Annotated in this window: 21 protein-coding genes; 15 read left to right on the forward strand and 6 right to left on the reverse strand. The window is 48.6% G+C overall.

The window, feature by feature from the left end:
- Positions 1-92: 92 nt before the first annotated feature.
- The 5 genes from EKM75_RS02280 (at position 93) to EKM75_RS02300 (ending at position 5,924) form a co-directional block, all read left to right on the forward strand.
- Positions 93-1,277, forward strand: coding sequence for an MFS transporter (locus EKM75_RS02280; protein WP_125691732.1), 1,185 nt, complete (start codon positions 93-95; stop codon positions 1,275-1,277).
- 740 nt (positions 1,278-2,017) lie between these two features.
- Positions 2,018-2,527 (forward strand): TetR/AcrR family transcriptional regulator, encoded by a 510-nt coding sequence (locus EKM75_RS02285; RefSeq protein WP_125691734.1) that lies wholly within the window; start codon positions 2,018-2,020, stop codon positions 2,525-2,527.
- Positions 2,528-2,538: 11 nt separating this feature from the next.
- Complete coding sequence (locus EKM75_RS02290; RefSeq protein ID WP_125691736.1) at positions 2,539-3,600, forward strand: ABC transporter permease; 1,062 nt, start codon at positions 2,539-2,541, stop codon at positions 3,598-3,600.
- A 5-nt stretch (positions 3,601-3,605) separates the two neighbouring features.
- Positions 3,606-4,277, forward strand: a complete 672-nt coding sequence (locus EKM75_RS02295; RefSeq protein ID WP_125691931.1) for an ABC transporter ATP-binding protein — start codon at positions 3,606-3,608, stop codon at positions 4,275-4,277.
- A gap of 264 nt (positions 4,278-4,541) precedes the next feature.
- Complete coding sequence (locus tag EKM75_RS02300; protein WP_125691738.1) at positions 4,542-5,924, forward strand: sugar porter family MFS transporter; 1,383 nt, start codon at positions 4,542-4,544, stop codon at positions 5,922-5,924.
- 298 nt (positions 5,925-6,222) lie between these two features.
- Here EKM75_RS02300 and EKM75_RS02305 read toward each other — a convergent pair whose 3' ends face one another.
- Positions 6,223-7,182 (reverse strand): helix-turn-helix transcriptional regulator, encoded by a 960-nt coding sequence (locus tag EKM75_RS02305; RefSeq protein ID WP_164508701.1) that lies wholly within the window; start codon positions 7,180-7,182, stop codon positions 6,223-6,225.
- Between the two features lie 80 nt (positions 7,183-7,262).
- On the opposite strand from EKM75_RS02305, the gene EKM75_RS02310 reads away from it, so the two are divergent.
- Entirely contained in the window at positions 7,263-7,733 is a 471-nt protein-coding gene (locus EKM75_RS02310; protein ID WP_125691742.1) for a GyrI-like domain-containing protein, read from the forward strand.
- Between the two features lie 18 nt (positions 7,734-7,751).
- Positions 7,752-8,384, forward strand: a complete 633-nt coding sequence (locus EKM75_RS02315; RefSeq protein ID WP_125691744.1) for a GyrI-like domain-containing protein — start codon at positions 7,752-7,754, stop codon at positions 8,382-8,384.
- A 128-nt stretch (positions 8,385-8,512) separates the two neighbouring features.
- Here EKM75_RS02315 and EKM75_RS02320 read toward each other — a convergent pair whose 3' ends face one another.
- Complete coding sequence (locus tag EKM75_RS02320) at positions 8,513-9,685, reverse strand: iron-containing alcohol dehydrogenase (protein WP_125691746.1); 1,173 nt, start codon at positions 9,683-9,685, stop codon at positions 8,513-8,515.
- A 408-nt stretch (positions 9,686-10,093) separates the two neighbouring features.
- Between EKM75_RS02320 and EKM75_RS02325 the strand changes: the two genes are divergently transcribed.
- From EKM75_RS02325 to EKM75_RS02350, 6 genes are all read left to right on the forward strand, one after another.
- Positions 10,094-10,861: a hypothetical protein gene (locus EKM75_RS02325; protein ID WP_125691748.1), complete on the forward strand. Its 768-nt coding sequence runs from the start codon at positions 10,094-10,096 to the stop codon at positions 10,859-10,861.
- A gap of 86 nt (positions 10,862-10,947) precedes the next feature.
- Positions 10,948-11,925 (forward strand): serine hydrolase, encoded by a 978-nt coding sequence (locus tag EKM75_RS02330; RefSeq protein WP_125691750.1) that lies wholly within the window; start codon positions 10,948-10,950, stop codon positions 11,923-11,925.
- 98 nt (positions 11,926-12,023) lie between these two features.
- Positions 12,024-13,001, forward strand: a complete 978-nt coding sequence (locus tag EKM75_RS02335; RefSeq protein WP_125691752.1) for a cation diffusion facilitator family transporter — start codon at positions 12,024-12,026, stop codon at positions 12,999-13,001.
- A 212-nt stretch (positions 13,002-13,213) separates the two neighbouring features.
- Complete coding sequence (locus EKM75_RS02340; protein ID WP_125691754.1) at positions 13,214-13,588, forward strand: winged helix-turn-helix transcriptional regulator; 375 nt, start codon at positions 13,214-13,216, stop codon at positions 13,586-13,588.
- Between the two features lie 74 nt (positions 13,589-13,662).
- Entirely contained in the window at positions 13,663-13,968 is a 306-nt protein-coding gene (locus tag EKM75_RS02345; protein WP_125691756.1) for a hypothetical protein, read from the forward strand.
- Positions 13,958-15,145 carry an NADH-dependent flavin oxidoreductase gene (locus EKM75_RS02350; protein ID WP_125691758.1) on the forward strand — a complete coding sequence of 396 codons (1,188 nt, stop codon included), beginning with the start codon at positions 13,958-13,960 and terminating at the stop codon, positions 15,143-15,145. Before EKM75_RS02345 ends, EKM75_RS02350 begins: the two co-directional genes overlap by 11 nt.
- Positions 15,146-15,222: 77 nt before the next feature.
- On the opposite strand, the gene EKM75_RS02355 is transcribed toward EKM75_RS02350, so the two are convergent.
- From EKM75_RS02355 to EKM75_RS02370, 4 genes are all read right to left on the reverse strand, one after another.
- Positions 15,223-15,915, reverse strand: coding sequence for a DUF4097 family beta strand repeat-containing protein (locus EKM75_RS02355; protein ID WP_125691760.1), 693 nt, complete (start codon positions 15,913-15,915; stop codon positions 15,223-15,225).
- 71 nt (positions 15,916-15,986) lie between these two features.
- A complete protein-coding gene (locus EKM75_RS02360) occupies positions 15,987-16,553 on the reverse strand; it encodes a TetR/AcrR family transcriptional regulator (protein WP_164508702.1) in 567 nt (188 codons plus the stop codon).
- A gap of 161 nt (positions 16,554-16,714) precedes the next feature.
- On the reverse strand, positions 16,715-17,977 hold the full coding sequence (locus EKM75_RS02365; protein ID WP_318531117.1) for an MFS transporter: 1,263 nt from the start codon (positions 17,975-17,977) through the stop codon (positions 16,715-16,717).
- 280 nt (positions 17,978-18,257) lie between these two features.
- Positions 18,258-18,680, reverse strand: coding sequence for a MerR family transcriptional regulator (locus EKM75_RS02370; protein WP_125691766.1), 423 nt, complete (start codon positions 18,678-18,680; stop codon positions 18,258-18,260).
- 208 nt (positions 18,681-18,888) lie between these two features.
- On the opposite strand from EKM75_RS02370, the gene EKM75_RS02375 reads away from it, so the two are divergent.
- Both EKM75_RS02375 and EKM75_RS02380 read left to right on the forward strand, forming a co-directional pair.
- Complete coding sequence (locus EKM75_RS02375; protein WP_125691768.1) at positions 18,889-19,563, forward strand: hypothetical protein; 675 nt, start codon at positions 18,889-18,891, stop codon at positions 19,561-19,563.
- A 250-nt stretch (positions 19,564-19,813) separates the two neighbouring features.
- A complete protein-coding gene (locus EKM75_RS02380) occupies positions 19,814-20,890 on the forward strand; it encodes an NCS2 family permease (RefSeq protein ID WP_125691771.1) in 1,077 nt (358 codons plus the stop codon).
- Positions 20,891-20,893 lie beyond the last annotated feature (3 nt).

The following is a 20,893-nucleotide window of genomic DNA, read 5'->3' on the forward strand; positions in this document are numbered from 1 at the left end:
TCTTGAGATTTTTGTCCCAGACTATTTAATTTGGATTTTCTGGTTTTCAATCTCTGAAAAAAGCTTTAAACTTTCAGCAGGAGGTTTTTCCTGTGAAAGAACAAGCAACCTTGTCACGTAAGACAATCTTACTAATGGCAGTGGTGACTGGGGTCATCGTAGCCAATCTAAACTTTATTCAACCCATTGAAAACTTGATTGCGGCGGACTTTGATTTATCGAAGGCTGTGGTGGGGATGCTGGCCATGGTGACTCAATTAGGGTATGCGTTTGGCCTGTTACTCATCGTTCCGTTGGGAGACATTTTCAACCGGTATCACCTGATTCAGTTCATGATGGGTCTATCGATTCTATCGTTACTCTTAGCATTTTGGTCGCCGAATGCAGGTGTTTTTGCGGTTGCCACCGCTTTGGTGGGAATTACATCGGTTGCCCCGCAGATTATCATTCCGTATGCGGGTTACCTGGCACCGTCCCTGCAGCGGGGCAAGGTGTTGGGCATCGTCTTGAGCGGACTTTTGTCGGGGATTCTATTGTCACGGTCGTTTAGTGGGCTCCTAGGCAGTGTCATGCCTTGGAAAAATATTTACTTAGTGGCGGCAGCAATCGATTTGGTATTTCTGGCGATTGTTCACTATCAGCTGCCACACGATGCCCGGGGGCACCAAAATCTGCGGTACTGGCCGGTGATTCGGATGTTGCCGAAGTTATTTACGACCCAAAAAGCATTGCGCGGGGCTGCCATCAATGGTTTCTGCCTCTTTGGCATGTCCAATGTGCTCTGGTCGACGCTGGCGTTCTACTTAGCAGCTCAGTATCATCTGGGTAGTAACGTGGCTGGTTTGCTAGGCTTACTTGGAGTCGCGGGAGTGATTGCCGCGCCCATGATCGGAACGCTGGTCGATCAACGTTCGCCTCGGTTGACCGTGGGCCTGGGGATGGTTTTTTCCGGCGTTGCTTTTGGTATCTTTTGGCTGGTTGGTCACTGGTTGCTGGGCTTGATCGTCGGCATTGTGTTGCTCGACTTGGGAACGCAGTTTAGCCAGGTTTCTTGCCAAGCAATTGTGCAGTCCTTGAACCGTCAGGAGAGTAGTCGGAATAATTCAGTCTTCATGTTTAGTTACTTTTTGGGTGGCTCAATTGGCACGCTGGCGGCAACTTGGGCCTGGAGTCACGCGGGCTGGAATGGTGTCTGTGGCGTTGCCGTAGTCTTCTTAGTGTTAGCAGTGCTCAGTCATTTTGTCATTGGCGAACCAGAGAAATTAGCAACGGATTAGGCAAATTTAACTAAAGGTTGAAAGTTCAAGAGCCGTTATCAAGCCAAGAATCGTAAGGAATTGTAGACTTAAAACTGGTCTTACCCAGCCACCTGCGGCAGTCAGAGATTCCGCCTGCTGTGGGGAACGCCTGCGGCCTGAAAAGCGGTCCTTCGGCTCGGTTTGAAGCCTGGAAAAACCGCCAGTCTCCAAACGCGTCCCACGCTGTAAGCCGAAAATCGGCTAACACCGTCGACACAGCTGGCTCCATCTCTGACCACCTCCGGTTAAACGGGTTCTTGGAAACTAATTTAGATTAAACACCTGAATAACAGCACTTACTCAATATTATTGGCGCTGCACTGGGTAGCCGAGAGTGAGTCAAATTTGGACTCAGCCGTGGAATTTTCAAGTGGTTTTCTTGAAAATGGCGACTTGAAGACGTGTTTTGCGGCTTCAAGCGAGGGGCAAGACCGCCCTTTGGCTTGTCCCGTCCTTCCCACCGCGTTCCAGTCCAAATTTGGCGAACGGTAAGGCGGCAATTATCCGCTATGTCTGACCAAATCAAAACCCTTGTTGTATCAGGCATAGTGGGTATTTCAGTGCTTTTAACCTTTAGAATTTTAACTTGAAGAGGTAGGGAATCGTCTGGTAGGTAATGCCGGACGATTTTTTTGTGTTCAGAGTTGACACCGTGTCACTCCCATGATACCATCCTTAATGGTGACACGGTGTCACTTATCCTGAAAGGAGTCTTAACAGTGCCTTCATCGACATTTAAAAATTTAGCATCAGATAAGCAAAAACGCATCATGTCGGCTTTGCTAACGGAATTTTCCAATCACAATCTAGCAGACGCGCAGGTTGCCAGAATTGTGAAGACTGCGGGGATTGCCCGGGGGGCCTTCTACAAATACTTTGATGATTTAACGGATGCCTATCAAACCTTATACCGACAAGCCATGCAGGAAATTCATCGCGATTTCAGTTCGCAAGGGGTGACACCGTTTTCTGAGGAGTCGTACTATCAAGCAGTGACGGCGTTTGTGGATCATTTCAGTGGCGGTCAGTACGATCAGCTGATTAAACGGCACTATGGGGAAAACGAAAGTCTCCTGCCGGAGGCACCAATTCCCGCTGATTTACCGGTGGTGGCCTGGGCAGCAATGACGCTGAGCCACGCGACAATCAAGGAAATCATGCTGGTTCCGGCGAACCGGGATGCCGCGTTGGATCGTTTCCGTCAAGCCTTACAACGTTTAGGAGATTAGGAGGAACGCCCGTGTTTTTAGCATTAAGAGAAATTCGCCACGAAAAGCTGCGGTATGGCTTAATCGTTGGCATGATCGTTCTGGTCACGTATCTGGTATTTGTATTGAGCGGTCTAGCTTACGGCCTCGCCCAGCAAAATACGCAAGCGTTAGATACTTGGAATGCGAGCAAGATTGCACTCAACAGTGATGCCAACGATAGCTTGTCGCAGTCATTGATTACGAAGCAGACGACCGATAAACTAAGTCTGACCAAGCATGAAGCCTACGTCGGTCAAGCGGGGGTGGTGGCCAAGGCCAAGGGGCAGGCCAAATTATCGGCTCAGTTTCTGGGGATTCAAGAAAACCAGTTTATCTACCATAGATTAACGACGGTCGCTGGTCATAAGCCGACCACCAACCATCAGATTTTAGTGGACGATAGTTTTAAGGACAATGGTTATCGGTTGGGTGATCAGGTGACTTTGAATTCGCTGACTGGGAAGTATCAGATTGTCGGTTTTACCCACAATGCTAAGCTCAGTGTGGCTCCCGTCGTATACGGGACGTTGCCGACTTGGCGAGCCTTGGCCCACGTAACGTCCGCTTACCAAGCCGGGGGAATCGTGTCGGAGCGGTCGACCTTTAAGGGGGCCGACAGTAGTTTGCGGACACTGAGTCTCAGCCAGTTCATTAATAAGTTACCCGGTTATTCCGCGCAAAACATGACGTTTAGTTTTATGATTGGTTTTCTGATGATTATTGCCATGGTGGTGATTGCCGTCTTCCTCTACATCTTAACGATGCAGAAGTTGCCGAACTACGCGGTGTTGCGGGCACAGGGGATTCCAGCGAAGGTACTGGTTACCACGACGATCACACAGGCCTTGCTGCTAGTCGTGGGTGGGTTGCTGATTGGGGCCGGGTTAACAGCTTTGACCGTATCAGTCTTGCCGTTCGGCGTACCACTGGCCTTTAACGTGCCGCTGTTGGTGGGGGTGACGGGTGGTATCCTGCTAACTGGGGTGATTGGCGCTTTGATTCCCGTCCGCATTATTTTGCACGTTGACCCCGTCAGCGTGATTGGAGGTTAAGAATGATGCCAACTTTAGCTTTGAAAAATGTGAATAAAACCTTTGGTCACGACACCAACGAGGTTCAAGTCCTGACTAACGTTAACTTTGAAGCCGTTGCTGGTGAAGTTAGCTTGGTGATTGGGCCGTCGGGTTCTGGTAAGAGTACTTTTCTGACGATTGCTGGTGGGATTCAGACGCCAACGTCGGGGGAGGTATTGGTTGAAGATCGGTCGCTGCTGGCTTTGACGGGGAAGGCCAGGGATGCCTTTCGTCTGAATCAGATTGGCTTCATTCTCCAAGCGTACAATTTGGTGCCATACCTGACAGTTGCGGATCAGTTTACACTGGTCGATCGGGTTAAAAAGCAGGGTAACCTGTCAGCCACAGAACTCGCAACCCTATTGGAACAACTGGGGATTGCAGAATTAATCCAGCAGTATCCCGGGGAACTCTCTGGTGGTCAAACTCAGCGGGTGGCGATTGCGCGGGCACTGTACCAGAATCCTGAAATTATTTTGGCGGACGAACCGACGGCCGCTCTGGATAGTGATCGCGTTAAGGTCGTAGGTGGCTTATTACACGACCTGGCTAAGCAACATCATAAGGCCATTGTCGTGGTGACGCATGATTTACGGCTGCAGGAGTTTGCGGACAAAACGTATACGATTATGGATGGTCACATGACTTTGTCCTAAAAAATAAAAATATTTTTAATCGGTTGTGCTAGTTTTTATGAAAAGTTTAGAAAAATTGGTCTAGTTTTTTGGAAAAGGGTTGCCTGTGGGGGCGGCCCTTTTTCATGTTTTCACGTCCTTTAATTGGTATAGACTAATTGTTTGGAATAACCGAAACTGGCTGTTAAGAATGCTCAACACGTCACGAAAGAAAGCGTTTACAAGGAAACGTGTAAGCGCTATAGTGTATTTGCTGATTATTTATGAAGGGTGAGGACGATTAACATGAATCGACATTTAAGTACTTTTTTCATATTCACATTCGGAGCGTTAGGTGGCCTGCTATTTGGGTTTGATACCGGGATTATTTCGGGGGCTTCACCATTAATCGAACACAACTTTAGTTTAAACATTGCCCAGACGGGATTCATTACCTCGTCCGTCCTGATTGGGTCTTCAGTCGGGGCACTGGGAGTTGGTCCATTGGCTGACCGGTATGGCCGGAAGCGGTTGTTGATTCTGGCAGCTATCATGTTCTTGCTGGGGTCATCACTGTCCATGGTCGCCGTTGGTTTCTGGTCCATGGTCATTGCCCGGATTATCTTGGGCTTGGCCGTTGGGTCTGCGTCAGCTTTAACACCAGCTTACTTGGCCGAATTGGCTCCCGCAGAGCGGCGGGGTTCGTTGGGAACGTTATTCCAACTGATGATCACCTTAGGGATTCTGTTGGCTTACGTTTCTAACCTGGGCTTCTTGCACCATAACCTGCTAGGTGTCCGTGACTGGCGGTGGATGTTGGGGTCAGCTTTGATTCCAGCCGCACTGCTGTTGATTGGTGGCTTGTTATTGCCTGAATCACCACGGTTCTTGGCTGAACAGGGTAAAAATGATGAAGCCTTAAGTGTTTTAAAAATGTTACGTAAAAGTAGTGGTGACGATCCTAAGAAGGAATTGGCTGACATCCAAGTCGTTGCCAACCAACCTAAGGGTGGCCTGAAGGAACTCTTCACAGTTGCTCGGCCGGCCGTTGTCGTTGCCGTCGGTATTATGTTGCTCCAACAGTTAGTTGGGATTAACTCTGTGATTTACTTCTTACCACAAGTGTTCATCAAGGGGTTCGGTTTCCCTGAAGGTAGTGCCATCTGGATTTCGGTTGGGATTGGGATTGTGAACTTTGTCGTGACCGTCCTGGCAACGTTTATTATGGACAAATTCAATCGGAAGACCTTCCTGATGTTTGGGTCGATCGTTATGGCAGTCTCATTGGGTATACTTGCGGTGATGAACTTCACCATGAATGTTCAGACTGCAGCCGTACCAACCATGATTTTGATTGCAATTTACATCTTCGGGTTCGCCATTTCTTGGGGACCAATTGCCTGGGTTACCATTGGTGAAATTTTCCCATTGAGTGTACGGGGAATCGGTTCCTCCATCGGGTCCGCTGCCAACTGGATTGGGAACTTCTTAGTTTCGCAATTCTTCCTGGTTATGCTGGCTTACTTCCACAACAATGTTGGGGGCCCATTCGCAGTCTTTGCCGTCTTTGCGGTTCTTTCCATGTTCTTCGTTCACTACTTGGTTCCAGAAACACGGGGCAAGTCACTGGAAGAAATCGAAATGGAATTACGGCACAACGATAAGCAAGCTGAAATGTCAGATAAATAAATTGTAGAAGAGTGGGACAAAAGGCGGTTAGTTAATGAGCATTAACGTCGACAGACGAATAATCTCGGTCTTGGATGGCTTGTCTATCGGGGTTAAGCGGAGTTGACTGCCTGTTGTCACACGTTTCGACTATTTACGTTTGGAGCACAATAAGGGTTTGGGACAAAAGTCCCAAACCCTTATTGTGGTTAGTCGGTGACATGGAAATCTGATATGACAGTCTTTGTAATTAGTTGATGAGGGTAGCCTAGTGCGGCAATGGCGTCTGTCTAACGCATTTTGAAATGGTTGACTGCTGCTATCCCAACTGGGCTAGTTGTGTGGTGAGTTCCTGACGGAGGGCTTGTTTAACGACAGCTGGTGCCAGTGTTAGCTGGGCTTCGTGCCCCAGGTAGAGACACCACCGGGCGAAGTCATTCAGCTGCTGTGGCTGGGTAACATCCACGGTACATTCGAGCTTGGCCGTTTGCTGAAAGGGGTCCAAAAACTGGAGTACTGCCGTGGGATGGGGATGTTGCCGAAACTGTTGAATGGCCGTGGCGCGGAGAAATAATGTGACGTTTGGTTTAGGACGCGCGGCTTTGATGGCGGCTGTAATTACTTGTGGATCCAACGTCTGAGCCTGGGTGACCGGTGTAATCTCACGAATAGCCGTCACGGCGATTTCTCGAAAGTGTTGGGTCGTTAGGTCCCAGGCGTCGACGTACCAGGCATCCTGGCGACTGTAGACGTGTCGGACCCAAATCGTGCAAGTGGCATCTGCCAGTTGGAATTGCAACTGTCGGTTGGTAAGGCACGCGTTGAGCAAGGTCTTGAGCATGGCTGGCGCAAAGTCGGTGAGCTCGGTCAGTTTGGTATTGGCGGGGTTGGTGTGACTGAAGACCAGCAGCTCTTGTAGTGTCAGGAGGTCATCCTGCTGCGTCTGGGAGGCAATTGCCACGAGCTTTTCGGTCAGTGTATTACGGTTCTGCAGGTAGGGCAACTGGGTGTTCAAGGTTGCCAGGAAGCTCACGAACAGGGCCTTGAGCTCCTCACTGTTAAATTGGACGGCCGGAAGCAGTTGATTCTGCATGACCGCGTATCCGCCATCGCGGCCGACATTTGCCGTTAGTGGCATGCCGAGTTCCTGGATATTATTTAGGTCGCGGATGACTGTACTGCGCGAAACGTGAAAGTGGGTCATCAGTTCACGAATCGTAAAGAACTGGCGATTATTGATATAACGCATCATTGTATTGACCCGAGCCGTTTTATTCATGAATTTTCCCCTAATGGTGTCAGTTTTTGAAACTATTAATTCGTATACTGAGTCTATCATCTTAAGGAGGCCACGACAATATGGCAAATTACACGATTGAAACGAAACCAGCATTCACTGTTTTAGGGTTAGACAAGGTCTTAACGGGCGGGTTCCCAGAAATGGGCCAACAGAAGCAAGACTTCTGGCAAAAAATTAACGCCGACCACGCGCTGGACCAACTGACTGGTATCAACGACTATCCATTCGCTGTCAACGAAGCCATTAATGGTGAATTTCACTACTATGCCGGTCGACAGGTTGCTGCTGACACGCAGGCGACGGCTGGGCAACGGTTGATTGAATTTCCTGCGGGGAAATACCTGGTGATCACCGGTACGGCTACGGATCAAATGAGCCTGTACAATTCCCTGGAAGGCCCAGCCTTCGGTGAAATTTTGCCACAGCTGGATGATTACGCCTACGTAGGTGGGCCTAACACGTCTTACGTGACGGGGACGGATGCTAATGGTGTTCACGGTGAGATGCTGGTTCCTTTGGTCGAGAAGTAGGCTAGGGAGGCTGAACCGATGAAACACGAATGGCGTAAGGCTGAAAAAGCCTGGTATCTGCCGAAAGAACCGCAAGTATTGACGTTGCCCAAGCTGAATTTCGTGACGATTACGGGGGCGGGAGATCCGAATCAACCAGCTTTCGGTGAGCACGTGGCGGCGCTCTATCCGGTTGCGTATGACTTGCGGATGGCACTGAAGCGCGGTGAGTTGGGCGAGCCTTACGAGTATACCGTCTATCCGTTAGAGGGGGTGTGGTCCACCAGTGATGGTTCACGGGGAACCACTCTCAACAAGGCAGCGCTGACGTATAAAATTATGCTACGTCAGCCCGACCGCCTGACTGCGGATGATTTTGCTCAGGCGCTCGCGCGGGTTCAACAGAAGAAAGACAATCCTTGGCTGTCGCAGGTGAAGTGGGAAACATACACGGAAGGGTTAGTCGTACAAACCATTCATCACGGGGCGTTTGACGATGAACCCGTAACCTTTGCGAAGTTACAGGCGGTGTTAAAAGAACGAGATTATCGTGTTATCCCCACGATGGGAGACTATTGGCACCGAGAAATTTATCTCACTGATCCACGGCGGACGGCACCAGAGAAGGCGAAAACGGTGTTGCGATACCGCGTCGAGCAGGTCACAGAGTAGTGATTGGTTAGTCAATTACGATACTAAAAAAGCCACCCAACCGGGTGGCTTTTTAGTAATACCAATCGTTTCAACTAGGGTAGTTATGTGCAGTGGTTGACTGCTAAAGCTATCCGGGTTAGCAAAGATTATTCAGCGTCGTAAGCAGCTTGGAAGATCTTGATAATGTCTTCCTTCGTCCCCTTACGAGGGTTAGAGAAGGCGTTACCGTCTTTCAATGCGTTTTCGGCCATCAGTTCGAAGTCTTCAGGCTTAGCCCCGATTTCCTTGATGGACTTAGGAATACCAACGTCTTGTGACATTTGCTTCATGGCCTTGATAGCCAATTCGGCAGCGTCGCGGGTTGATAAGCCGTCCGTGTTTTCACCCATGATCTTAGCTAGTTCGGCAAAGCGTTCTGGGCAAGCGATGATGTTGTATTCTTCTACGTATGGCAGAAGCAGGGCACAGCAGACACCATGAGGGGCGTCGTATTGGCCACCAAGTTGGTGAGCCATGGCGTGAACGTAACCCAAGTTGGCGTTGTTAAAGGCCATCCCGGCTAACATTTCAGCTTCGACCATCTTGGTCCGGGCATCCAGGTTGTGACCGTTAGCAACGGCTTCACGTAAGGAAGTTTCGATTAACTTGATGGCTTCGATACATTGTGAGTCGGTGATTGGGTTGTGGTCCACGGAAACGTATGGTTCGATTGATTGAACGAAGGCATCCATCCCAGTAGCGGCAGTTAAGCCCTTGGGAACGTCCAACATCAAGGTTGGGTCGTTGAAGGAAACTAGCGGAATGTTCCGCCATGAAACAACCACGAACTTCAAGTGGGTTTCTTCGTTCGTGATAACGGCGTGACGGGTCAATTCTGAACCGGTCCCGGCAGTCGTATTCACGGCGATCAGTGGTGGTAAAGCCTTATCGAGCGTTTCGATCCCAGCTAACTTGGTGATGTCGTCACCGTTAGTTAAGATGATTCCGGCACCTTTACCAGTATCATGGGCAGAGCCCCCACCAACAGTAATGATGGAGTCCGCACCGGATTCTTCATAAAGTTTTTTAACTTCTTTAATGTTACGGATCTTAGGGTTGGGTTCAACGTTGTTGTAAACAACGTAGTCCACACCGGCGGCCTTTAGTGAGGCCAACGTTTGTTGAACGGCACCGCCTTCAAGTCCTTCAAGGAACTTATCAGTAACGATAACGGGCTTCTTCATGCCAAGAGTCTTTGCACGATCACCAATCTTGTTAATAACGCCAGGGCCAAAAAAGTTGACACTGGGCATCAAAAAATCATAACTACGTTCAGCCATAAAGCAAATGCCTTCTTTCAGAAGTTTTGAAAATCATTAATATCAATTTCACAAGGTAATTATAACCGAAATACTTACAGTTGACAACCGGTTTGCTAAAAAGATTGTTAATTTGTTTACAAAACGTCGTCAACCTTGATGTTAAGGCTTTTCAGTTAACAGCTAAAATTAAACTGTCTGATTTCAAGTTAACCACCCTGATTATGAAAATTATGATGGATTTCACGAACACCCGCAGTTTAGCGAATAAATCCCTACCCTTAAGACCGGCATCTAATGAAAAGAAAAATATTAATCATGTGATTTATATTTTGCGTTAGCCATTGTAGTTATTGACTAGATAGCTTAAAATTAACTTATTGAGATATCATTTATACATAGAAAAGTTTTATGCGGAGGTAAGATAATATGAAAGTGAGAAAACACTGGCTCATTGCAATTGTGGCACTGTTAGCCATTGGTGGTTTGGCTGGGTGTTCATCCGGTGTGAACGACCAAGCTAAAAATGCTGATCAAGCAAGTTCAAGCAACTCATCCAATGCCAAGACGGCGAAGGACGAGTCCATCTTGAAGGACGCCCAAGAATTAAACGCGGATGGTAAGTACAAGAAGTCCAACCAAAAATTGAGCACCATTGACCTGGCTGACTTAAACAAGAAGGGCTTTGGCACGTTGAAGACGGAATTTTTCAACCTACAAAAGAGTAACGATAAGTTCTTGTTGAAGAAGAGTCAGTCCGGTAGTAAGACCACTACGACGAACAATGGTGGGTCAACAACGTCTAATGCCACGCCAACGACCAACAATAGCTTTGATAGCTATGGGAAGTTCACGGGGGATTACTACTTCTACAACGATGATGATGGTGACCGGCAACAATCCAGTCTGACCATTAATTCTGACGGTACTGTGATTCAAAACAACAACGATGGTTCCGCCTTCCACGGTTCAGCTACTGTGAAGAGTTCCGGTGAGAGGGGCGTGTTGTCCTACGATGTAACATCAGACACGAACGATACCAAGAGTATTAATGCTAACGTTGAAGTTGATGTCGTTTGGAGTAACGGAGAACACGAAACCTACTATGGCTACATGTCATACGATGGTGATTCCGTGCTGACTGATGGTAAGAGTTACGATGGCGACCTGGTCAACGAAGTTTGGGTTCACTATTAAAGATTAATAATTAAGCGATGCACGGGGATTCTCTAATAACTGAGGACTTACCGTGCATTTTTTAATCAGTTTGAAGGGAGTCCCTTATGAAAAAATGGGTATTAATGGGTCTAAGCATGATGGCCGTCGTGGTCTTGGTAAGCGGCTGTCAAAAAAAGGCGACCAATAGTGGCAAGGAGTCAGCGAACCGGGCGACCCGGTCAAGCACGAAGTCGAAGTCATCCAGCAAACGAACGGGTAGGCCTGTCAGCAAACAGCAAGCGACACCAGGTAAAACCAAACAGTCATCGCCGTTTAAGCCAATCGTGACGCAAACCATGGGCCGCTTAAAGGGTCAGAATGCCGTCTACGTTCAACAGATTGGGCACGATGCCTATCAGTGGCACGTTAAGTCGCAGAAGGCCGCGAGTGATATCAAACTGTTTATCCTAGCCACTGTGTATCAACAGGTTCAGGCGGGTAAGTTTAATTTAACTGCCACTTACACGTTAAAGGATGGTGACAAGGTTGGGGGGACCGGGAGCCTACAGGGGATGGCAGCTGGCACTACCTTGACGAACCAGGAACTATTGAAGTATATGATGACGGTGAGCGACAACACGGCTACCAACGTGGTGATTCGTGAGGTTGGCGGCTTTGATGCTGTTAATCGCGAAATTAAGCGTCTGGGGGCCACACAGACGGTTCTCCAGCGAAAGATGATGGATCAAAAATCGTTGGCAGCAGGCAAAGATAACATGACTTCTGCCCGTGACTTGGGGCAATTGTTAGCGAAGTTGTGGCAACACCAGTTGATTTCAAAATCGGCCGATATGGCGATGCTGAAGTTAATGGCGGCCAATACCAATCACAGTAAGCTCCCCAAGTTGATTCCAAGTGATCGACAAGTTTATAACAAGACAGGTGAGTTTGATACTTACGGGGTTGAAAACGATGCCGCAATCTTTGCGAAGGGTAAACGGGCGGTCGTCGTTGTGGCTTTGTCACAGGGAGGTCCGTTGGCCGAACAGGTTGCGGCCATGAACCAGTTGGGTAAACAGGTCGATGCGGCTACCTTTAAATAAAGGGCTTAGGCAATTCGAAGATTGTTGCACAGTTGGTTAAAGAACTCGCTATAATAAGGGTTAAGTGCTTAATTTTAATGGGGTAAGAAGGGGTACAGATGAAAGACATAGATGCCCACCGTCAAGCTGAACAGGCGGTATGGGCTGAACGTCAGCAACAAGAGTTACAGAAGCTTTACGGGGCCCAACGCCACTTGTATTTAAACGTGGTGGCCTACGTATTGATTTCGGTGATCGAGTTTTACTTGGCCATTGTGGGCCATTCACAGACCTTGCGTGCGGATGCCTTTAATAATCTGTCCGGGATTATCTCGACCGTCCTCTTATTAGTCGGCATCTACATTGCCCGGGATATTCACGATGATGATTTGATGGGCCAGCCGCTGCCTGAGGAAGATGGTAATGGTAGCCAACGTTTACAACTGACTCGGTTTCACTATGAAACGGTCTTCACGATGATTACTGGAATCGTCATGATTGCGATTGCAGCCAGTGTTATCTATGGTGGGGTTCGGGGGTTGATGACTCCTGCAACTCAGGAAGTACCGAAGGCTATTACCCTAGTGGGTGCCGGGATTGCGACCGCAATTATGGTCGGTGTCTGGTGGTTGAACAAGCGGGCTGGTCGGAAATTACAAAACGCTGCGTTGACTGCGGCTGCCCAGGATAGTTTAAGTGATGCGGTTACCAGTTTAGGAACGATGTTAGCCATTGGCGGCGCCTTATGGTTTAAGGTTAGCTGGCTTGATGGCGTGGCCAGCATTTTGGTGGGTATCTACATTCTGATGGCTGGCGTCCGGATCTTTCGGGAAAGCAGTTTGAATTTGGCAGACTACTTTGATCCAGAAGTAGAAGATAAGTTCCGTCAAGCCGTTAATGAGTTTGCGGCGGTTCAAGAGGTGGCGGAACTCAAGGCCCATTACAATGGGAACGTGGTTACCTTAGATTTGGTGATTGTCGTGGATCCTCACATGGAAGTTCGGGACAGTTATCAGTTGGGTGAAGAAATTGAGGCACGGATGCGCCGCCAATTTGGGATTGTCGATACTGATGTGATGGCGATTCCTAGCAATTGAGTAGATTTTAACCAGAAAAAGGGAATTCAGATTGTTGTCTGAATTCCCTTTTTAATTATTAAACTATTATTAATAATTAAAAGCTAACGCTATGGCTAGTAACTGAATTCAGTCAGTCACAAGGACGCCGAATTGATGGTTACTAAAAAGTGCCTACTACCCAAAATAGCAGGTATCAATTAAAATAGGTAAAAAGACAAGGAGGTCTTCTCGTGAAGAAGTCGTATAACAATGGGGTTGAAGCAACGTTGGGCGTCATCAGTGGTAAGTGGAAACCGCAACTACTTTGCTATCTTGGCCAGCGGCCCCAGCGGACGTGTGATCTTCGCCAGAACCTCCCGGCCATTTCACAGAAGGTCTTGACCCAACAGCTGCGGGAGCTGGAGCGGGATGGCATCATTTCTCGCCAAATTTCTGGTGACCGGGCACCGTTTAAAGTGACGTATGCTCTGACTGAGCTGGGTCATTCGCTGGGAGAAATTCTGGTACAGATGTCGTTGTGGGGCGAGCAGCGGGCAAATCAGGTTCCCGACATGGAAGTCACTCACGACCATGAAGGCTTCACCCAACTTTTACAAAATTCTTGAGGAGGCACTTTTAAGTGCCTTCTTTTTTTATGGTCGGATGACGGTTATGCTGAATTCTGTTGAGGAGGTGGCTAATGAAATCGACCATAAAAGGACTTAACACGATGCAGGCTACGGTGACGCAGCCCACCCAATGGCACCTGTTGCTGGTACTTGCAACGGGACCGCGGACGTCATTGGCGTTGTGGCAAGCGGTTCCGTGGCAACAGAAATGGCAGTGTTTAAGCGCGTTGGCTCGACTTCAACGCCACCAACTCGTGATGTTTCACATGAAACATCACTGTTGGACGTTGACCGCTGCCGGTGAGACGTTGCGGCCCGTTCTGCGTGCCATTCAAAAATGTTCAGAAGTGAAGGGAGAAAATCCAAATGACGTATAATTTTATGCAACCATACACGTTTGCCAATGGTTTAACCTTAAAGAATCGCGTGGTCATGTCACCCACGACCACGATGTCTAGTTTTTACAATGGTCGGGTAACTAACGATGAAATTGCTTTTTATGGTGCCCGTTCCGGCGGTCTGGGTCTGATTATCGGTGAAGTAGCCAACGTGATTGCCAGCGGTAAAGGTTTTGAAGGAGAGCTGTCAATTGCTGATGATAGCGATATTGCTGGTTTGAGCGAGTTAGCCCACGCTATGAAACGCAATGGTACCAAAGCAATTCTTCAGATATTCCATGCTGGTCGAAAGTCAAACGACAGTATTCTACGGGGCGAGCAACCCGTTAGTGCCAGTGCCATTGCAGCGGCCTACCCTGCCGATTCTCAGGAACCCCGGGCACTGACTGCCGCTGAAATTGATGAGATCATCGTCGCTTTTGGCGCGGCAACTCGTCGGGCCATTGCCGCTGGGTTTGATGGTGTGGAGCTTCACGGGGCGAACACTTACTTGTTGCAACAGTTCTTTTCTCCCAACTCTAACCGGCGGACGGACAAGTGGGGCGGCGACCGCGAGGCACGGATGGGCTTTGCTAAGGCCGTTATCGCGAGCGCCCATGCAGCCATTATAGAAAATGCTGATCGACCATTTTTGCTGGGGTACCGTTTCTCTCCAGAAGAAATTGAAACACCAGGGATTCGTTTGGCTGACAGTTTAGCTTTTGTGGACATGTTAGCGGAAACGACAGTCGACTACGTTCACGTGTCGATGGGGTCAGCCCATCGGACGTCCTTGAACGATAAGATGGATCACGAGCCAATTCTGACCAAGGTCGTTCAGCAATTGGCGGGTCGTAAGCCACTGATTGGTGTGGGTTCGGTTGAAACACCGGCCGATGCGGATGCCGTTTTAGCAATGGGCACTGATTTGGTTGCCATGGGCCGTGAAATGATTCGTGAACCGGAGTGGGTAGAGAAGGTTGCGGCCGGCGACGAAGCCAACATTCGTTACCAGTTAGCACCGAGTGAAATGTCGGCGCTTAAGATTCCACGTGCCATGCAGGATTACCTAAAGGGCGCCTTCTATTCGGTCATGCACTTTACGGATGATCCCGCTACGGTTGAGGATTATCAGAATCAAGCAGCCCCCATGGAAGGGTTCGAAAAGAAGCTATAAGTTCCAACAAAATTATTGCTAAAAATCAGGTAAAATGGGCGTCTAGGATGAGAGTTCCTAGACGCTCTTTGTGTCGGTTAGTTCGTTATCCGGACTTGACCAGAGCCACTCGAAATCGTCAGTGGGTGGGCACCGGGCAGACTGGCCTGTTGATTATTGCCAGCCCGCTTATGTCCGTTTAATTTAAACTGACCAGTCTTAACACTGACCTGCAGCCCGGCCGTCTTGAAATGGGTCAACGTGGTGGTCCCGTTTTGTTTGCGGAGCTGACCACCCGCAGTAACGGTGAGGTGGTCAGCGTTGGTCGTACCATTCTTGTGGTCGATGGCTAGTCGTTTAGTGGTCAGATCATTGAGCTGTAAGGTGCCGTTGAGTTGGTGGATGGTCATGTTGGTAAACGCCGCAGGTTCAGCGACGGTGAGGGTGATGACGGCCGACTTGCCCAACTCAATATGGTGGTCCCTGGCAGATTTTTGAAGCAGCGTCAGGTGGTTATCTTTGGTGGTCACGGCAAATTGTTGTGGCGCAACGTTGGTCAGGGTTAGTCGGTTGACTCGTCCGCATTTGATGATGACCTTCGCTGTGCGGACCGCAATATTTAGGCTTTGTGGCCGTTTTGTTAGTTGGTGTTGTTGGGTCTTGAGTGGTGTGATGGTCAGGGAATTGACGTCAATTCTTTGATGATGAGTTGTGGCCCAGATGACGGTGCCACCTAAGACAACGGCGAGAACGATAAGCATAATTAGAATACTGAACAGTAATTTTTTCATGAGCTACTCCTTTTTGAATGAACGTATATAATATTCATTCATTTTTGATTAATAAAAATAACCGTTGGGGGTTATTTTAAAATAACTGAGAGGATACCATCGATTAAGTCGTTTAGTAGTTGATAGTAGTCATCTGTTTGAATTTCACTCTGATGGAAGTCCACGACGGTCAAGGCGTTAAACAGACTGATAATTCGGTCCTTGGTGAGACCATCCTTTATTAGGCCACGTTCTAGCCATCGATCGATCAACCGCATCAAGGTGGCGTAGACGAGGCTCTCCTCAACAGCATTTTGATTGGTTTGCGCAATCAAAGCGTTGAGCTTGGCATTGTTAAACCACTCCTGAAGAATTTGATTGCCGTCTGATAGTTGGAAAATTTGTTCAACGACGGTGTGGACCAAGTCGGCTGGTTGCGCGTTCAGGTCGAGCCGATTCATAATTTCAGTTTTGATTTGTTCATTTTCGTGGTTATAAACCTGAACAAAAATATCGGCCTTGGAGTCGTAAAAGTTATAAAAGGTACCAACCGCGACATTAGCTAGCTGGGCAATATCGGCGATACTGGTATGTTTGAAACCTTGTGAGATAAACAGGTCATGGGCCGCCGTAAATAAGCGTTGCTGTTTTGGTTCCACCACTAGAACCCTCCCTTTCTTTTCGAATGAATATTATCTCAATTCATTCAGTTTGTCAATTCATTCGTTGATTATTCCAGGTCGAAGTGGCGTGTTTGGCGTACAAAAAGGGTTTGAGACTTCTGTCCCAAACCCTTCTTAAAATCCGAATGAGTTGTCACCTAATTAGTAGTCGAGTCGGTTAGCTGAGTGGCCTGTAGCTGGGCATCGTAGTGCCGAACCGTTGGCATTAGTAGCATCGTGAGGCCACACAGCAGGGAGCCCATGCTTCCAATAATGAACAATTTTTCAACACCGATGACGTCGGCCAGGGGCCCCGCAAAGATGAGGCCCAGAGGTCCAGCAATACTGGTGATTGAATTCATCACGCCTAGGACACGGCCCAGATGTTCTGGAAGGAAGCTTTGCTGAATCATAGCCATCATGAGGGTGCTAAAGAACGGTGTGGCCATACCAGCTAGGGCGTTAAGAATCACGAACAAAATAAAACCGCGTTGGGTACCTGGTAGAAACCCACTGGCCCCAAACGTCAGCCCCATGGCCAACATTGACCAGAGGATCGGTTTCATGCGATTACGCCAATTACCGAATATGCCGATGATCGTCCCACCGGCTAACATACCAACCGAGTACACGACCTCAATCAAACCAGCTTGCCCTACGGTACCGTGGAAGTAGCCCATGGTCATTAGCGGGTACAGGCTGGCGGCAGGCATAAACATCAAGGTGAAGGCGGCGCCAATCAGCGTGAACGCCCATAACCCAGGTGTATTTCTGAGCTTATCCAGGCCGAATTTTGCGTCGGTCAGGAGGTGAACGGGTTCATCAATTACCGGATGTTCGGGAATGCTGACAAACAGTAACAGGGCAATCCCAATGACCGCCCCCACGACGTCGAGCAGAATCAAAAAATTAATGGGTACGATGGCAAAGAGAAAGGCGCCTAACGCTGGTGCAATAATCATGTTGGCGGATTGCACCATTCCCAGCTGACCGTTGATCTTCGTCAACTCCTCGGTCGGCACCATAGTGGGTAGAATCGACTGAATCGTTGGCATTTGAAAGGTCTGAGCAATGGCCCGCACGAGTAGGGAAATAAAGATTAACCAGAGCGGGAAGGTATCCTGAAGCGTGCCGACTACTGAAAGAATAATGGCAAAGATTGCGGCAATAATATCCGGGACGATCAACAGGCCCTTCTTATTGAGGCGGTCGACGAAGGGACCGACAAACGGACTGAGTAAGGCCATTGGCAACATCCCAAGTAGTGTGGCCAGACTGAGCACAGTCGCTGAACCCGTTTGCTTGGTGAGGTACCAGATAATGGCGTACTGGACGACCATGCTAGTAATACCGGACAAGAATTGACTGGTTAAAAACAAATAAATATTGCGCCGCCAATGCGGCAACAGTGAAGTCTCCAAGGTCAGGCCTCCTTTATAAAAATATGCTTAATACCCACACAGGCTTATTATATTAACAAATTAGTAAAGGGGGTGCAAGAAGAACGAATCGTAAAAAATAGCGATATTGTAACGGTCAATTGCCAGTAGCTTGGGTGGTTGAATAGATCAGTTTCAGGTCGGAAATCATCAATATTACTAGCCAGGCGGGCACCAAAAAAGCCACCAGTAACATCGAAGTTAGCGGTGACTTTCATTTGGGTTAATTCTAGTTGGTTGATGTTAGTGGAAATCGGTAAATCTAGGAAGACTGGTTTAACTTTTGTTCCCGAATATTAGAGGGGACAAAGAAATCTGATTCATGATTCTTAACGATAGCAGCGTAGTGGTCAACCTTGTAGTTGATGGTCTCCAGGTGCTTCTTAAGTTCATCAATCTCAGTTAAGGTGCGTTCTTGCTGGGCTTTGACCATTTCGTAGCGTTCGGTAACGGTGCATTCACCCTCTTGGACAAGGTCCAAGTAATGCTGGATGCGTTCTACCGGCATCCCGGTCTTGCGGAAGCAAACAATGATGTTTAGCCATTCAAGGTCAACGTCATTGAAGACCCGGTTGTTGTTTTCATCACGCTGCACGTAGGGTAACATGCCATGATCGTGGTAATAACGGATACTATAAGTAGAAATTCCCATCTTTTGGGCAACTTCGTGGATGGTGTAAGACATCGGGTCTCCTCCTAAATAGTTAGTGTTCGACTAACTCTAAGTAATACCAATCATCTTACGCGTTCATGAATTAAACTGCAACAATTTGTGCTTCATAAGTGCTGAAACGACGGGAATCGTGGCTGTAAACCGCCTATTTAGATAAATTGGTTGCCTTCTACCCGCTCTAATGCGGTACACTCAATGGAGAAATGAGGGGGTGAGCGGTGTGAAACAGTACAATGTTCAGGTGCATGGCGCAGACTTCGTCCCAGAGTTGCCATGGTCAGCGGATTCAACTGATAGCGTGCGCGCCTTAGTGGCCAATGATCAACGAGACTTGTTGGTGTTGGATGACGATGAGGATCTGATGGAAATTGTGCCACAGGCAACTCCAGAAGTTGTGATGCAAAGACTGGAACGAACGCCGTTTGACCGCCTGTTTTCTCAAATGACAAGTGCAAATGAAGAACCGGGGGATGCCGCGACGCAAGCCAGTTGGTACTTATTACTAGATGTTGCGGCGTTGAGTCACGCGGACCTCCTGAGCACGGCGGCCGCGCTAGTGGGCTTGACGGTTGCCCCGGATTCCCCCGCCGCCCTGGCGGCAGCCCAGCAGGCTTTCTGTTGGTTATGGCAAACCCAAGTGACCGCGCATCAGTTGCTTCAACCGCAAGGAGTACCAGTTCTCCAACGCTTACTACGACAGCTGCGGGAGCCAATGGCTGTGGCTGAATTTCAAGAACCAGAGAGTTGTGGGCAACGGAGCCGCCGTCTGGTTCATGAAGTCTTGGCATTGGATCACCAACGAGTGAATGTCCTGCGGCTACCAGCTTCCTGGCAACTTATTCGCTTGGCGGTTATTGAACGACAACGTTTAGTAACCACAACTAATCATGACTGAATTTATAATGTCACCCGACCAATGTTGGGTGACATTTTTTTGTAGCTAAACTATACACGAATTTAATTACGAATTTTATATAAATAGTTCGTGAATATAAATAAAATAGATAGACAGGCACCTAAAAATCACGTATGATTAGCCATAAATACGAATTTGACAGTTATCAGCCTTTGCAAATGGTCGGTGGCTGTCTGAGATTGTTGACATAGTAACTGGCACAGCAGTGGACACATAGGGGGGAACGGATATGCATTGGTTAGCTGATCTGTTAGCGGCCATCGGCGTTGTTTTGAACGGTATTCCACAGGGAATCATGGCCATGTCATTAGGATTTGCCATTTTTCCGACCATGTTTTCTTTTATTTTTGCTTCCGCGGTCAACGGGGCCTTTGGCGCCGTTGCACCGCTATCGTTTCAGGCGGAGTCGTTAGCACTGACCGGTAAATTGGGCCGGAACCTACGTGAACGAACATCCATTATTTTGGGTGGTTCAATCATCATGTTACTGATTGGGGTCACGGGAACACTGACTAAGATCGTTGCGATTTTGGGGAATAATATTATGGCAGGAATGATGGCTGGTGTTGGGATCATGCTAGCCAAGATTGCTTTGGGAATGGCAAAGGATGAACGATTGACGGGTTGGTTATCCGTTGGTCTGGCGGCCATCACTTATCTGGTAACCAAGGACCTGGTATGGACCATCGTGATTTCCGTCGTAGGGTCTAGCTTGGCGGCGGTATTTATCGAACATTACCGGGCTGAGTTGCCGGAACATGTGACGGCACGGCGCTTCATCTTCACGAAGCCGACCATCAGCCTGCGGGTAGTTCGTGGCGCGTTGAGTCTGGCTTGCCTGAACATTGGCGCCAACATTTCGTACGGCCTGATCACCGGTCAAATGACCGGGCAGAAACCCAATCCAGTCGACCTGAACCTGTTAACGGGGACGCAGGCGTTGGCGGATATGGGAACTAGTCTGTTGGGCGGGGCGCCAGTAGAAGCCATTATTTCCGCGACGGCCAGTGCACCGGAACCGGTCGTTGCCGGCGTCATGATGATGTTGATCATGGCGGCCATTTTAGCAATTGGCTGGTTACCGAAGTTGGGTAAATACGTGCCGAGTGCGTCGATTGCGGGCTTTCTGTTTATTTTGGGAACCGTCGTGATTTTTCCAGAGAATGCGACTGCGGCCTTGCATGGAGCAGATGGGACTGTTGCAGCAATTACGCTCGTGGTGACGGCGGTAGCCGATCCGTTTGCCGGCTTGTTATCGGGAGCCGCGTTGAAATTTATTCTGCCGCTCATTGGACTGGGGGTCTAGGAA

The organism is Levilactobacillus tongjiangensis (assembly GCF_003946345.1).
Taxonomy (GTDB): domain Bacteria; phylum Bacillota; class Bacilli; order Lactobacillales; family Lactobacillaceae; genus Levilactobacillus; species Levilactobacillus tongjiangensis.